Source organism: Amycolatopsis sp. SB7-3, assembly GCF_041021335.1.
Lineage (GTDB): Bacteria > Actinomycetota > Actinomycetes > Mycobacteriales > Pseudonocardiaceae > Amycolatopsis > Amycolatopsis japonica.
The window spans coordinates 2,813,748-2,827,614 of record NZ_JBFPJQ010000001.1; the positions used below are offsets into that span (position 1 = coordinate 2,813,748).

At 69.9% G+C, this 13,867-nt stretch carries 15 protein-coding genes and 1 pseudogene; 9 read left to right on the forward strand and 7 right to left on the reverse strand.

Annotated elements, in window-relative coordinates; translation table 11 throughout:
• Positions 1-68 precede the first annotated feature (68 nt).
• Positions 69-1,073, forward strand: a complete 1,005-nt coding sequence (locus AB8M46_RS13860; protein WP_394360437.1) for a D-cysteine desulfhydrase family protein — start codon at positions 69-71, stop codon at positions 1,071-1,073.
• 78 nt (positions 1,074-1,151) lie between these two features.
• On the opposite strand, the pseudogene AB8M46_RS13865 reads toward AB8M46_RS13860, so the two are convergent.
• Positions 1,152-1,703: pseudogene (locus tag AB8M46_RS13865) on the reverse strand (DUF998 domain-containing protein); the annotation flags it as partial.
• A gap of 53 nt (positions 1,704-1,756) precedes the next feature.
• On the reverse strand, positions 1,757-2,530 hold the full coding sequence (locus AB8M46_RS13870) for a hypothetical protein (protein ID WP_378422181.1): 774 nt from the start codon (positions 2,528-2,530) through the stop codon (positions 1,757-1,759).
• Positions 2,531-2,592: 62 nt separating this feature from the next.
• On the opposite strand from AB8M46_RS13870, the gene AB8M46_RS13875 reads away from it, so the two are divergent.
• Positions 2,593-2,802 carry a sigma factor-like helix-turn-helix DNA-binding protein gene (locus tag AB8M46_RS13875; RefSeq protein ID WP_004559389.1) on the forward strand — a complete coding sequence of 70 codons (210 nt, stop codon included), beginning with the start codon at positions 2,593-2,595 and terminating at the stop codon, positions 2,800-2,802.
• Entirely contained in the window at positions 2,802-3,326 is a 525-nt protein-coding gene (locus AB8M46_RS13880) for a Clp protease N-terminal domain-containing protein (RefSeq protein ID WP_394360438.1), read from the forward strand. The genes AB8M46_RS13875 and AB8M46_RS13880 overlap by 1 nt, the downstream gene beginning before the upstream one ends.
• Positions 3,327-3,463: 137 nt before the next feature.
• Here AB8M46_RS13880 and AB8M46_RS13885 read toward each other — a convergent pair whose 3' ends face one another.
• Complete coding sequence (locus tag AB8M46_RS13885; RefSeq protein ID WP_037333077.1) at positions 3,464-4,096, reverse strand: YitT family protein; 633 nt, start codon at positions 4,094-4,096, stop codon at positions 3,464-3,466.
• A 61-nt stretch (positions 4,097-4,157) separates the two neighbouring features.
• Between AB8M46_RS13885 and AB8M46_RS13890 the strand changes: the two genes are divergently transcribed.
• A complete protein-coding gene (locus AB8M46_RS13890; protein WP_394360439.1) occupies positions 4,158-5,612 on the forward strand; it encodes a PLP-dependent aminotransferase family protein in 1,455 nt (484 codons plus the stop codon).
• A gap of 517 nt (positions 5,613-6,129) precedes the next feature.
• Here the strand turns inward: AB8M46_RS13890 and AB8M46_RS13895 are convergent.
• A complete protein-coding gene (locus AB8M46_RS13895; RefSeq protein WP_394360440.1) occupies positions 6,130-7,200 on the reverse strand; it encodes a hypothetical protein in 1,071 nt (356 codons plus the stop codon).
• Positions 7,201-7,583: 383 nt separating this feature from the next.
• Between AB8M46_RS13895 and AB8M46_RS13900 the strand changes: the two genes are divergently transcribed.
• A complete protein-coding gene (locus AB8M46_RS13900) occupies positions 7,584-8,057 on the forward strand; it encodes an RNA polymerase sigma factor (protein WP_038520230.1) in 474 nt (157 codons plus the stop codon).
• A 12-nt stretch (positions 8,058-8,069) separates the two neighbouring features.
• On the opposite strand, the gene AB8M46_RS13905 is transcribed toward AB8M46_RS13900, so the two are convergent.
• Positions 8,070-9,233, reverse strand: a complete 1,164-nt coding sequence (locus tag AB8M46_RS13905; protein WP_394360441.1) for a pyridoxal phosphate-dependent aminotransferase — start codon at positions 9,231-9,233, stop codon at positions 8,070-8,072.
• A gap of 29 nt (positions 9,234-9,262) precedes the next feature.
• Between AB8M46_RS13905 and AB8M46_RS13910 the strand changes: the two genes are divergently transcribed.
• Complete coding sequence (locus AB8M46_RS13910) at positions 9,263-10,561, forward strand: DUF445 domain-containing protein (protein ID WP_378422189.1); 1,299 nt, start codon at positions 9,263-9,265, stop codon at positions 10,559-10,561.
• A 175-nt stretch (positions 10,562-10,736) separates the two neighbouring features.
• Here the strand turns inward: AB8M46_RS13910 and AB8M46_RS13915 are convergent, their stop codons facing one another.
• Positions 10,737-11,204: a CGNR zinc finger domain-containing protein gene (locus AB8M46_RS13915; protein ID WP_037333063.1), complete on the reverse strand. Its 468-nt coding sequence runs from the start codon at positions 11,202-11,204 to the stop codon at positions 10,737-10,739.
• A gap of 93 nt (positions 11,205-11,297) precedes the next feature.
• Between AB8M46_RS13915 and AB8M46_RS13920 the strand changes: the two genes are divergently transcribed.
• The 3 genes from AB8M46_RS13920 to AB8M46_RS13930 are packed head-to-tail and all read left to right on the forward strand — an operon-like array spanning position 11,298 to position 12,730.
• Entirely contained in the window at positions 11,298-11,666 is a 369-nt protein-coding gene (locus AB8M46_RS13920; RefSeq protein ID WP_394360442.1) for a VOC family protein, read from the forward strand.
• A 33-nt stretch (positions 11,667-11,699) separates the two neighbouring features.
• Positions 11,700-12,071 (forward strand): zf-TFIIB domain-containing protein, encoded by a 372-nt coding sequence (locus tag AB8M46_RS13925; protein WP_081975690.1) that lies wholly within the window; start codon positions 11,700-11,702, stop codon positions 12,069-12,071.
• Between the two features lie 2 nt (positions 12,072-12,073).
• Entirely contained in the window at positions 12,074-12,730 is a 657-nt protein-coding gene (locus tag AB8M46_RS13930; protein WP_394360443.1) for an AAA family ATPase, read from the forward strand.
• Here the strand turns inward: AB8M46_RS13930 and AB8M46_RS13935 are convergent.
• Positions 12,695-13,825, reverse strand: a complete 1,131-nt coding sequence (locus AB8M46_RS13935) for a methyltransferase domain-containing protein (protein WP_394360444.1) — start codon at positions 13,823-13,825, stop codon at positions 12,695-12,697. The genes AB8M46_RS13930 and AB8M46_RS13935 overlap by 36 nt on opposite strands.
• Positions 13,826-13,867 lie beyond the last annotated feature (42 nt).

Genomic DNA, 13,867 nt, shown 5'->3' on the forward strand with positions numbered 1-13,867 from the left:
CCTGCAGGTTCTCGTTCGTTCAAACGAACGATACCACCGGGTAGTCTCGGTGTGGTTACGTGAAGTTCATGAACCTCGATCGCTTCCCCCGCGTCGACCTCGGCGGCTATCCGACGCCGCTGCATCCCGCACCCCGGCTGGGCGAGGCCCTGGGCCTGCCGAATCTGCTGCTCAAACGGGATGACGTGCATCCGCTCGGCGTCGGCGGCAACAAGCTGCGCAAACTCGAGTTCCTGCTCGGCGCGGCGATCGAGAACAGCGCCGACACGGTGATCACCTTCGGCGCGCTGCAGACCAACCACGGCCGCCAGACGGCCGCTGCCTGCGCGAAGCTCGGGTTGCGGTGCGAGCTCGTGCTGACGGCGAAGGTGCCTCGCGACGGTGACGCGTACGAGAAGTCCGGCAACGTCTCCCTCGACCATCTCTTCGGCGCGAACGTGCACATCTGCCGCGACGGCGAGGAGACCGGAAAGACCTACGACCGGCTGATCACCGAGGCCGCGGCCGAGGGGCGCCAGGTGGCGACGTTCCCGGTCGGCGGCTCCGACGGGGTCGGCGCGCTCGGTTACGTCGCGGCCGCGCGGGAGATCGCCGGGCAGCTCGCCGAGCTGGGGATCACCAAGGCGAGGCTGGTCGCGCCGCACGCCAGCGGCGGGACCTCCGCGGGGCTCGTCGTCGGGACCGCGGACCTCGACTGGCTGACGCTGGACATCGCCTGCGTCAGCCATCCGGTCGACGAAGCCCTCGACAACCTGGCCGATCTCACCATCGCCGCCGCTGCGCTGCTCGGCACCGAGCCGCCGTCACTCGACGGTCTGCGCGTCGACGACCGCACGATCGGCCCCGGCTACGGGATCCCGACCGGCGAGACGTGGGACGCGGTGCGGCTTTTCGGCCGCACGGAAGGAATCGCGCTCGATCCCGTGTACACCGGCAAAGTGGGCGCCGCGCTGATCCGCTGGGCCGCCGAAGGCCATTTCGCGCCCGACGAGCACGTTGTCTTCCTGCACACGGGCGGGCTGCCCGGCCTCTACGGGTACGCCCCGGAATTCGCCGACGCGGTGCGCCGCTGACGCGACCTTCAGCATCCCGGCGATCAGGATCACGTGTGCCACCAAGGAAACCCGCTGCATGACCCCGACCGGCGCGATATCGGTCAACGTCTTGAAGAACGGGATGTCGGCCAGGCGCACGAAGATGAAGCTGAGCCCGAAGACGACGAGACCGGCCGCGCTGCCCCAGGCCAGGCGCCCGATGAGCCTGGCCGCCGGGGTGCCGCGCAGGTTGTCGCGCAAGGTGAAGCCGGCGGCGGGCAGGCTGAGGAACGCGATGAGGCACGCGTACAGGTGGATCTCGCCACTGACCGGATCCGGGAATTCGGGGTAGCTCGCCGGGAAGATCGCGGCCGCCGCCAGCCCGAGCGACCACAGTACGAACAGCAGTTTCGTGGTGCGGCTGAGCGGGATCCCGGCCGCGGCCAGCGCGCCGAGCGCGGTGAGCGAGCCGATCGACAGGGAGAGCACGCTGGCGCCGAGCATGCCGGTGCCGCGGTCGACGTAGGCGTAGCTGGACAGCGTGTCGAACACCGGATCGCGTGAACTGATCAGGTGGAGCACGACCATGGTGAACAGTGCCCAGCCGATGGCCGCGCCCGACGCGATCAGCCAGGGCCTCGTCCGCGATCTCTCCCCAGGGAACGTCATGCGTCCAGCCTGCTCGCGCGGACGCGGCTTTCCGATCCGGGAAGCCCCCGGTTTTACCCTGGGGCTACCCCGAAGTCGACCAGTACCAGTAGCTGGTCATCGTGCCTTTTCGCGCGGGGCCAGCGCTCGCCGTCGGGGTCCTGTTTCTCCGCCGTGCGCACCGCGTCGAGGACGGCGTCGGGGCCACGCTCCCGGCTGATGGTGAGCACTTCCGGCCAGTCGAACAGGCCGTACTCGTCGACGCCGATCGCGACGCCGTCGGTCGCCAGCAGCAGGGCGTCGACCTCCGAACGCGGCCAACTGCGGCGGACGGCCTCGGCGGCGGCCTTGGGTTCCGCTTCGGCGACCCAGAAGCCGTCCGGCGCGTTGCGTTTCGCGCGGACGTCGGCGCCGGTGCGGAGCTGGCCGCTTTCCCGCAGCGAGACGAGCCTGTCGTCGGTGAGCGGGTCGGCGCCGGAAGGACCGAAGGCGACGATGGGGCTGTCGGCGAGCACCAGCCCGTCGACGGTGTCGTCCGTCCAGCGCGCGATCGCGACCGTGCTCGACGGCGAGCGTCCCGGTTCGAGGCCCTCGCGGCGGGCGACGTCGGCGATCGACTCGGCCAGCAGGACCGCGAGATCGGCCTGGGGTTCGGCGGTCAGCGCCCGCGACAGGCTGTGCACGAGCAGGCTCGCGTACCAGCCGCCGGACGGCAGATCCGGCCTCGGCGCCGTCGCTCCGTCCAACACCACCACGGCGTTGCCGAGGACGGCGACGTGGTCTTCGGTCGGGCGCGTCGATCCGTCCGCGCCTACTCCGTCCCTTTCCGCCACTGAGATTTCGGCCATGTCCCCGACCCTAACTGTCAACTGAGGTTGACACCTGCGAGATGTCAACGTAGGTTGACGTCATGACCGAAGCGACAGATCTGGCCGCGCGAGCCGGCGACCGCGATCCCCGGGTGGGATTGCGCGCCGTCGCCGCCTTGCGCCGGCTGTTGGAACAACTCGAGGCCGTGCAGGTCCGCAGCGCGCGGGTGCACGGCTGGTCCTGGCAGGAGATCGCGGCCGAGCTGGGGGTCAGCAGGCAAGCGGTGCACAAGAAGTACGGGAGGCACTGATGTTCGAACGTTTCACGCCCGAACTGCGCGAGGTCGTCGTCGGCGCCCAGCGGGTGGCGTCGGACGAGACGTCCGCGAACGTCGACGCGCTGCACCTGCTGACGTCGCTGGCCAGGGGTACCGGCGTGCTGACCGCGCTGGGCTGCCCGGCGGACGAACTGGCCGACGACCTCCGGCGCGTGCGCCGCCGGGGCGGGATCAGCGACGCCGATGTCGAAGCGCTGAGCGGGTTCGGCATCGACGTCGAGCACATCGTCGAGCGGGTCGAGCGGACCCACGGCCCGGGAGCGCTGACCGGTGGACAGCGCTCGGGACGCGGTCACCGGCCGTTCACGCCGGAGGCGAAGAAGGTGCTGGAGAAGAGCCTTCGCGAAGCCGTCGATGTCGGCAGCAAGCGCATCGAGGGGGAGCACCTGCTGCTCGCGCTGACGGCCGTTCCCGGCGTGGCCGCCGACGTACTCGCGCAGCGGGGCATCGACTACCTCGCCGTCCGCCGCCTCCTCGAGCGGCGCGAGGCGAGTTGATCCAACCACGCACACGCGTGATCACAGGCGTAACTCGCGTGATTGAAGACGTAACTCGCGTGCTTGGACGCCGCACACACGAGATCCGCCTTCAATCACACGAGTTGCGTCTCTGATCACGCGAGTTACGCCTCTGATCACGCGTGGGCGCGTTCCCGCCACACGACGTACGGCAGGAAAGCCTGGGTCAGCGGGCCGATGGCGAGCGCGTAAAGGACCGTGCCGACGCCGACCGTGCCGCCGAGCAGCCAGCCCGCGGCCAGCACGGTGATCTCGATGAGGGTCCGGACGAGGCGGATCGACTTGCCCGTCCGGGCCGAGAGGCCGGTCATCAGCCCGTCGCGGGGGCCGGGGCCGAGCCGCGCGCCGACGTAGATCGCGGCGGCGAGGCCGTTGAGCACGACTCCGGCGACCAGGTTGAAGATCTGCCAGCCGAGCACGTCCTGATCCGGCAGGAAGACCCGCACGAGGTCGACGGTGAGCGAGATGACCACGACGTTGGCCGCGGTCCCGATCCCGGGCCGCTGCCGCAGCGGGATCCACAGCAGGAGAACGAGGACCGACGCGATCGCGGTGACCGTGCCGAACGAGAGACCGGTGATCTTCATCAGGCCTTCGTGGAGCACGTCCCACGGGTCGAGGCCGAGTCCCGACCTGGTCAGCATGGCCATGCTGCCGCCGTAGAGGGCGAGCCCGCCGACGAGCTGGAGCGAACGGCGGGTGGTGTCCTGGGAGATGCCGACAGGTTTGAGGTCGAGTTTGAGTGCCACGAGTGCACCATCAGGGGTAAGTGGCTACCTTGACCATGGCCAATCTGGAACAATTGGCCTTATGGAACCGCTGATCCCGCTGACTGGACGCGTTTCGGGCTCGAAATTGGCCATCTTGCTGGGGAGTTGGCGGCAGAGTGGTTCTCGACACGGTGCCGCGGATCTGGCGGCCGCCGTCGAGCTGCTGGTCCTCGACGGCAGGCTGCCGCTCGGCACGAAACTGCCCGCCGAACGGGAGCTCGCCGAAGCGCTGGACGTCAGCCGCACCCTGATCGGAGCCGCGCTGGACAAACTGCGCGCCGACGGCCTGGTCGCGAGCCGTCGCGGGGCGGGCTCGTGGATCGCGGCGCCCGGCGGTCGCGGCCGGAGCGCGATCCTGCCGACCGGCGAGGACCTCATCGACCTCGCCCAGGCCTGCCCGCCCGCCGTCGCCGGCCTGGTCCCGGCCGTCGATGCCGCGAGGAAGGCGCTGGTGGACCACCTCGGCGAGAACGGCTATGAGGTGCGCGGCCTGCGGGTCCTGCGCGAGCGGATCGCCCGCCGCTACACCGAACGCGGCCTGCCGACCAACGCCGGCCAGGTGATGGTCACCAACGGCGCGCATCACGCGTTCGTGCAGGTCCTGCGCATGCTGGCGGGTCCCGGCGACCGGGTGCTCGTCGAGCAGCCGACGTATCCGAACTCGCTGGAAGCCATCGGCGCGGCCCACGCGATCGGGGTACCGGTGCCGTTGGATCCGGTCACCGGATGGGACGTCGTCGGGATCGAAGCCGCGCTGCGGCAGTCCGCGCCGAGGCTCGCGTACTTCGTCGCGGACTTCCAGAACCCGACCGGCCTGCGCATGGACGCCGCCGGCCGGGAACGCCTCGCGGCCGCGCTGAACCGCGCTCGGACCCCGGCGATCATCGACGAGACGCTGGTCGAGCTGGACCTCGAAGGCGATCCGGTGGACGGGCCGCCGCCGCTGGGCGCGTTCATGGGCGATCTCGGCATCACGATCGGCTCGGCGGCCAAATCGCACTGGGCGGGCCTGCGGCTCGGCTGGATCCGCGCCTCCGAGGACATCATCGGGCGGCTGGTCGCCGCCCGGTTCGCCGTCGACCTGGGGTCTCCGGTGTTCGAGCAGCTCGTCCTCGCGGAACTGCTCGACGACGGCGGGGCCGCGCTGGCGCATCGTCGTCAGGAGACGCTGGCCCTGCGCGACGCGCTGACGGGCGCGCTCAACTGGTACTGCCCGGAGTGGACGTTCACCGTCCCGCCCGGCGGGCTCTCGCTGTGGTGCCGTCTGCCGGAGCCGATGAGCACGCGGCTGGCCGTCGCGGCGGCGGGACACGGGGTGCAGGTGGCGCCGGGCTCGCGGTTCGGCGTCCACGGTGGACTGGAGCGCTGGCTGCGGCTGCCGTACGCGCTTCCGGCCGAGACGCTCTTCGAGGCCGTACGCCGTCTCGGCGCGGCGGCCGCTTCGGTCGCCGCGACCCCCGCCGTCGTCGCCCCGGTCGCCGTCCAGGTCACCTGATTCCCGGCATTTCGTCCTCTGGATGCGATCCTTGCGCGTGCAACTACCGCATTCAGAGGACGAAACGCGGGGCCGGAAAACGGAAATAGCCGGTGCGCCGGCGGGGCGGCCGATGCTCCAGGGAGGGCATCGGCGCCGCACGACCAGCGCACCGGCTATCCGGCCCGCCCCGAAGCCGAAACTTCGGGACGGGCACCGCGGCGGTTACCCGGCACAGCCCCTCGACGTGCCGGGAACCGCCCGCGGTTCAGGCGGACTTCGAGCTTGGCCGGCTCCTGCTCGGCGCGGTGAGCAGAAGCCCCCGGAGTCCACCCGGTGCTGGTCCCGGCGCCGCAGGGGCAGCGCGGCGCCGGGGCCGGGATCCGAACCGGCCGGGCGCGGTCGGCCGTTCGGAAAGACTTTGGGGTTGCCTGAAAAAAGGGGCAGGCGAAATGGCTTATGCCAGAGGATTCAGCAGCCGTCGAAACCAGAAGTTGATCTTGGTTTGGACGTGGTTCTCCCCGGCGACCCGGTCAGGTCAGTCGGGGGAGGTGGCGGGAAGCGCGGCTTCCCGGCCGGTGCGCTCGCCTTCGTGATCGCAGCCGGTTCCGAGGAGTTTCAGCTGCGTGGCGGGGATTCCGGAGTCGAGCACGGCGAGCGGCCCGCGGCCGCCGCCGGTGTTGTCGTGTCCGGGCTGGGCGGTCGTCGTGGGCGCGACCGGCGCCACCGGGGCGCTCGGCAGGCCACCGCCGCCGCCCGAGCCGCCGCCGTCCCGAGACGCGTGCGTGTCGGACTCGACGGTGGTCGCGGCCGGAGCGGGCTTGGCGTCGTACTGGATCCGGACGGGCAGCGTGACGCGGTGGTTCTGGCTCGCCGCGACCGGAACGGGGGTCTCGGCGGGGACGAGCGGACGCGGCTCCGGCGTGGCGGGCGCTTCCGGCGTGACGGCCTTCGCCGGGACGGCGATGGTGACCGAGCCGCTCGCCGATTCACCCGAGCCGCCGCCGAAGACGGGGTCGAGCATGTCGCCGGTGCCCGGCAGGATCGACGGGGCGCCCCCGGTGCAGCACGGATTCGGCGTGACGATCGGCGCGACGACCTGGTCGCCGATTCCGTCGACGACACCGACGACCCCGCCGACGGTTTCGACGACGCCGCCGACCGTGGTCGTGACGACGTTCAGCACGCCGCCGATGAGGCCGCCCAGCAAACCGTTCGACGCCTGGGGCTTCGCGGTCTTCGTTTCCGGCTCCGGAGAAGTGGTCTTCTCGACGGAACTCGTACTCGAAACGGTCTCTTCCTCCACAGAGGCCTCGGGCTCCTCGCTCACAACGGGAGCGGGCTCCTTCGAGGTTTCGGTGGGCTCAGCGGGTTTCGTGGTTTCGGTCGCGGTGGAGTCCGAAGTGGACTCGTTCGGAGTAGTCGATTTCCCGGATCCCGCTTCGTCCGCGGGCTGGACCACGGAGGTCTCCGGCGACACGGGAAGCTGTTCGTCGGCCGAAGCCGGGGTGCTCAAAACGGCGCCGAGGAGCCAGCCGGTGAGCGCGAGCCCGCCCGCGAAAAGAATTCGCATGCCGGTCTTGCGGGAGGTGAGGTCGTGACGGCGCACGACTGCCGCACCATTCACAGCAATCACCACCGTCCGCGCCTGAAACCCACGTTTTCCGCGTGAGTTCGATCTTTCTTGGGGTCTCTTCCGGTCAGGTCGCAGTTCCCCCGGGGCTGCACCAGTTTTAGCACCGGAGGGGAGTGTTTCACCTCAGCCGCCGTCGATCCAGCCCGTTAGGCGGAACGACGCAACCGGCTCCGGTGCCTGGAGTACCGAAGTTGATCACTCTCGGTATGTGCCCGGCGGCCATCCGGGGACGGGTGGAACTACTCAAATCCTCGGTGACCTGACCTTTTCCGGATCCCGGATGCGGTGTGTGCCGTCGAAGTCGCGTTCGGTGATCGGTGCGGCGGACGCAAGCCGCCGGGAGGGGAGGGTCCGGGATGTGGGACGTGAACGCCGTGTCGGCGGCGGTGCTCAAGGCGCTGAAGGCCTACCGGCTGAGCGAAGCCGACGCCAAGGACATCTGTCAGGAGGCTTGGCTGGAACTGCTTCGCGTGCCCGGCGCGCTACGCGACGAAGCGAAACTCGGGGCTTGGCTGACGACCACGGCGCGGCGTCGCGCGCTCCGGATGATCACCAGGAACAGACGCGAAACGCCGCGTCCGCTGCCCGGCGCGGAGACGACCCCGGAGGCCGAGGTCGTCCGCGCCGAACGGGACCGCGCGCTCTGGGCGGCGGTCGATCGCCTGCCGGATTCGCATCGACGGCTCGTGCGGCTCCTCGCGCACCGGCCGGAGCTGTCCTACGCCCAGATCGCGGGGGAGCTGGGCATCAGTCCGGCCAGTGTCGGCAGGCTTCGAAGACGGTGTTTGGACCGGCTCAGACGGGCACTCGAAAAAGGCGGCTGGGCGTGAACATCGGACGGGTCACCGCAGTTTGCGCAACCGGGTGACGGCTTCGTCGATGACCTCGTTGCGTTTGCAGAACGCGAAGCGCAGAAGGTGTTTCCACTCTTCCGGGTGATCGGTGAACACCTTTACGGGCACGGCCGCCACGCCCACCCGTTCGGGGAGCTCCCAGGCCAGCTCCGCCGCGTCTTCGAAGCCGAGGGGGCGGACGTCGACGCAGACGAAGTACGTCCCGGCGGTCGGCCGGACCGCGAACCCCGCCTCCGCGAGCCCGGCCGCGAGCCGGTCCCGTTTGTCCTGGAGGCTCGTGCGCAACTCCTCGGCCCACGGCAGTTCGTGGTCCAGCGCGTGGGCGACGGCGGGCTGGAACGGGCCGCCCGAGACGAAGGTGATGAACTGCTTCGCCGCTTTCACCGCCGCGACCAGTTCGGGGCTCGCGCAGACCCAGCCGATCTTCCAGCCCGTGCAGTTGAACGTCTTGCCCGCGCTGGAGATCGACACGGTGCGATCGCGCATGCCGGGGAAGGTCGCCAGCGGGAGATGCTCGGCGTCGTCGAACACCAGATGCTCGTACACCTCGTCGGTGATCGCGATCAGGTCGTGTTCCACGCAGAGCGCGGCGACGGCTTCCAACTCGGCGCGCGTGAACACCGTGCCGGTCGGGTTGTGCGGGGAGTTGATCAGGATCGCCCTGGTCCGGCCGGTCACCGCGGCGCGCAGGCCCTCGACGTCCAGCGCGAACCGGCCGTCGCGTTCCACCAGCCCGACGACCCGCCGCTCGGCGCCCGCCATGGCGACCGCGGCCGCGTACGAGTCGTAGTACGGCTCGATGACGATCACCTCGTCACCCGCCTGCGTGAGCGCGATCAGCGACGCCGCGATGGCCTCGGTGGCACCGGCGGTGACCAGGATCTCGGTGTCGCGGTCGTACTCGACGCCGTAGCGGAGCCGGTGCCGCGCGATCGCCGCGCGCAGTTCGGGCCGGCCGGGACCCGGCGGATACTGGTTCGCACCCCCGAACAGCGCGTTCTTGGCGGCGTCGAGCATTCCGGCGGGACCGTCGGTGTCGGGGAAACCCTGGCCGAGGTTGACGGCTTCGTGGCGGACGGCGAGTGCCGTCATCTCCGCGAAGATGGTCGACGTGAAGGGCTGGAGGCGGGGTACGAGGACAGGTTCGCGCACGATCAGCCATCCTCACGGACAATGGCGGTGTGGAGCAACTGACGCCCGCCAAGGTGACCCCAGCCGATCCGCCCGGTGGAACCGCCGCCGAGGAGGAGAAGCGCCGCGGCCTGCGCAAGATGAAGACGGTCGCGCTGTCGTTCCTGCTCGGCGCGACGGTGATCTTCCTGCTGACCAGCTGGGCCGAGGCCGCAGGCTGGCCCGCGTGGGTCGGCTACGTCCGCGCGGCCGCCGAGGCCGGGATGGTCGGCGCGCTCGCCGACTGGTTCGCGGTGACGGCGCTGTTCCGGCATCCGCTGGGGATCAAGATCCCGCACACCGCGATCATCCCGAACAAGAAGGACGCGCTGGGCAGCAGCCTCGGTGACTTCGTCGGCTCGAACTTCCTGTCCGAGTCCGTGGTCCGCGAGAAACTGAGCCGGGTCGAGGTCTCGAAGCGGCTCGGCGGCTGGCTCTCGCAGCCCGTCAACGCCGAACGCGTCACGTCCGAGCTGGCCACCGTCGTACGGGCGGCGGTCAAGGTGCTCCGCGACGAGGACGTCCAGGCGATCATGGAACAGGCCGTGGTCAAGCGGATCGTGGACAAGCCGTGGGGTCCGCCGCTCGGCAAGATCCTGGAAGGCGTGTTCGCCGACGGGGCACACCACAAGCTGGTGGATCTGATGTGCGACCGCGGCTACGAGTGGGTGCGGGACAACCACTCGACGATGCTGCGCGTGGTCTCGGACCGGGCGCCGAGCTGGTCGCCGAAATTCGTCGACGAGATGCTCGCGGACAAGGTCTACGGCGAGGTGCTGTCGTTCGTCTGGGCGGTGAAGACCGACGTCAACCACCCCATGCGGCTCGCGCTGGACAAGTTCCTCGGCGAGTTCGCCCAGGATCTGCAGACCGACCCCGAGGTGATGGCGCGCGCCGAGCAGGTCAAATCCCAGATGCTGGGGCACGACGAGGTGCAGAAGCTGATCGGTTCGGCGTGGGCGACGGCGAAGGAGATGCTGCTCAACGCCGCCGAAGACCCGTCGAGCGAGCTGCGGCGCCGCGTGCGCACGGGCCTCGAGACGCTCGGGGAGCGGCTGGTCTCCGACGACCACATCCGGTCCAAAGTGGATACCTGGGTGGAGGGCGCGGCGGCCTACGTCGTCACCCACTACTCCAAGGAGATCACCACGATCATCACGGACACGGTGGAGCGCTGGGACGCCGAGGAGACCTCGCGCAAGATCGAGCTCCAGGTGGGCCGGGATCTGCAGTTCATCCGGATCAACGGCACGGTGGTCGGCGCGCTCGCCGGCCTGGTCATCTACACGGTCGCGCAGCTGCTCTTCTGAGCGCCGCGCGTATACCACACTCCGGAGGCCGCATCGGGAGTTGTCCACAGGAAGTGGAGTCATCCCCAGGGTTATCCACAGCTTTTCACGTTTTTGGCCTAACGGTGTGCACAACCCCTGGGGGTAACTCGGGGGTGGGTGACACCAGAAGTTGTGGTCGTTCGGGTCGTGACGCTCAGGTCGAGACGTCCGCCGTCCGGGCCCGCCAGGCCCGCGCCTTCTCCCGGTTCCCGCAGGCCCGCATCGAGCACCACGTCCTTGACCGGTTCCGTGATTCGTCGTAGAACGCCCACAGGCAGTCGTCCGCCGGGCAGATCTTGAGCCGGATCCATTCGCCCAGCACGGTCAGCCGGGTCGACGCCGCCAGCACCGCCTCGCAGACCGTTTCCGAGACCAGGAGCGGGCCTTCGGTGCCGAGGACGATCTCCGCCGGGGCGCGCAGGCCGAGCCGGGGGAGTCGCGGATCGCCGATCGCGGCCCGCAGTGCGTCCCGCGTTTCGCGCGCGGCCGCGGGGGTATCCGCCCGCAGCCGGTGATCGCGGGCCCAACGTTGCCAGGACTCCAGCTCGTCCAGGAGGTCGGTGCCGCGTTCGACGTTCACCGTGTTCAGAAACTCGACCACCAGGGACGCGTCGGTGTTCACCCCGCCCAGTGTACGGGCGAGACCGGTTGTCATCGGCTTTGATAACCCTCATACTCGGTTCACTGGTTACTCGATCTTTCTGGAGGCTGAACCATGGGTGCGGTACCGACCTTCGGCGCGGTGGCGCTCGACTGCCCGGATCCGGTCGCGCTGGCGGAGTTCTACCGCGAGCTGCTCGACTGGAAGGCGGCCGAAGTCGCCGAAGACGGCCATTGGGTGACCCTGTGGAACCCGGAGGGCGGCGCGCGGTTCTCGTTCCAGCGCGTGCCGGACTACCGGCCGCCCGCGTGGCCGTCCGCCGAGAACCCGCAGCAGGCCCATATCGACCTCGACGTCACCGACATGGAGGCCGCCCACGAGCGCGCGCTGGCCATCGGCGCGAAGCTGCTCGACGACTCGCCGGAGACCTTCCGGGTCTACGCGGATCCGGTCGGGCACCCGTTTTGTCTGTGCGCCTGCTGACCTCGCGGGCGAAAAATGCGTAATCTCTGATACGTGATTTGTCCGAAGTGCCAGAACGCCATGAAGACCGTCGACAAGAACGGCATCCACATCGACCAGTGCCAGGGATGCCGCGGCATCTTCCTGGACCGGGGTGAGCTGGAAGCCATCACCAACGCCGAGACCTCGTACTACGGCGGGCACCAGCCCCCGCCGTATCAGGGAGGCGGGCACGCGCCGGCGCCGCATTACGGCCGTCCGGACTCGCCGCGCCCGCACCGTGGGGGTTACGCCGATTCGCCGAAGGGCTACCGGGGTGGGTACTCGGACTCGCCCAAGGGGTACCGCGGCGGATACGCGGACTCTCCGCACGGCTACGGCCACAAGCGTCGTAAGGGCGGCTTCCTCGAGGGCCTCTTCGACTGACCGTGGTCCTCGATCTCAAGATCTGCCCGGCCTGCGGTGATCGCGCCGAACGGCCACGAGTCGAGAGCGGGCTGCTGGTGTGCGCGGTGTGCGCGCACCGGTGGCCGTTCCGGCGGCTCCCGCTCTTCGCGCTGACCGGGCCGAGCGGCGCGGGCAAGTCGACGGTCGGTCCGCTCCTGGCGCGACGGCTCGGCGATCTCGCGCTCGTGGTCGAACAGGACGTGCTGTGGACCGGGGCGTTGCGGGACGACGTCCCCGGCCATCCCGCGTTCCGCTCGACCTGGCTGCGGATGGCGGCGATGCTGCACCAGAACGGACGGCCGGTCGTCCTGTGCGGCACGGTCGCGCCGCCCGAGTTCGAGCGGTTGCCCGAGCGCGCCTTCTTCTCCGACATCCACTACCTGGCGCTCGTCAGCGAGCCCGACGCGCTGCGCAAGCGTTTGCTCGCGCGGCCTGCCTGGCGCGAGTGGGACGAGGAGCGCGTCGAGGAGATGCTGGAGTTCAACGCGTGGCTGCAAGCGGAAGCATCCGCGATGGAGCCGCCGGTCGAGCTGTTCGACACCACCCACGTCCCGGTCGAAGACGCCGTCGACCACGTCGAGAAGTGGGTGCGCGGCCTGCTTTCAGGGGCTCAACGGCCAAGTGCGGCCCTCGGGTGAATCCAGCCAGATCACCTGTTCCTCCCCGTCGAGGCTGAGCCCGAACCGGTCCCGCCCGGGCTCGCCGAGGTCGAGCCATTCCTCGTACGCGGCTTCGACGACCTCCCAGAGCCTTCGCGGGCCGCCTTCGGCCACCTCGAACCCGTCGCCCGCCTGCCGATGGCGCATCCATGAGCCGTCCGGATGAACCAAGGCGGTGCTCTGGCCGTCCCGCGAGGCCGTCACGCCCGGAAGACAGAGCCCGGCGAAGAACTCGAAACGGCTGCGAACCTCGGTGAGCACCCTCATCGGCAGCCGGGTCGGCCGCCAGGTGACGTCGCCGTCCGGCATCCTCGACTGCTTGAACCGATGCGCGCGAAGCGGCATGAAGCGCCCGTCGCGCGCGAGCACCCGCCCGTGTCCCGTCGCGCCTTCGCCCGCGACGATCCGGACGAGCCCGCCGCCGATCGGCCGGTTCAGCGTGGTGACGATCAGCCCGCCGGGCATCGTCTGCGCCAGCCACGCGGGCGGGATCGACGACACCGAACAGGTGCAGATCACCCGGTCGTAGAGCACCCCCGCCGGGAAGCCCTCGGCGCCGTCGGCCGCCGCGCACGAAGGCACGTAGCCGATTTCCGCGAGCCGTTTGCGCGCGGCGTCGACGAGTTCCGGATCGATGTCCACTGTGTACACGAGCCCGGCGCCGAGCCGATGGCACAGCAACGCGGTGTTGTACCCGGTGCCCGTGCCGATCTCCAGTACGCGATTCCCGTCGGCGACCCGGAGCTCTTCGAGCATGATCGCCATGATCGACGGCTGGCTGGACGAACTCGTCGGCGTTCCCGGCTGCGCGCCGAGATACCGCGCCCGTTCCCAAAGCCCCGAATCGTCGTCCAGCTGCACGACCAGCACGTCGGGGGAGTAGACGCGGTTGAGCCACTCGTCGTCGCCGTGTTCGACCGCGGCCCAGCCGTTCGCCGCCGGGACGAAGAACCGCGGCAGGAAGACGTGTCTCGGCACGGCGCGGAACGCGGTCATCCAGCGCGCGTCGTGCAGCACGCCCTCGGCGAGCAGATGCTCGACGAGGCGCCGCCGCAGCCGCGTGGCGTTCGACATCCCTCCACGGTAGCCGGGTGAGCACCAACACACCCGATGGTT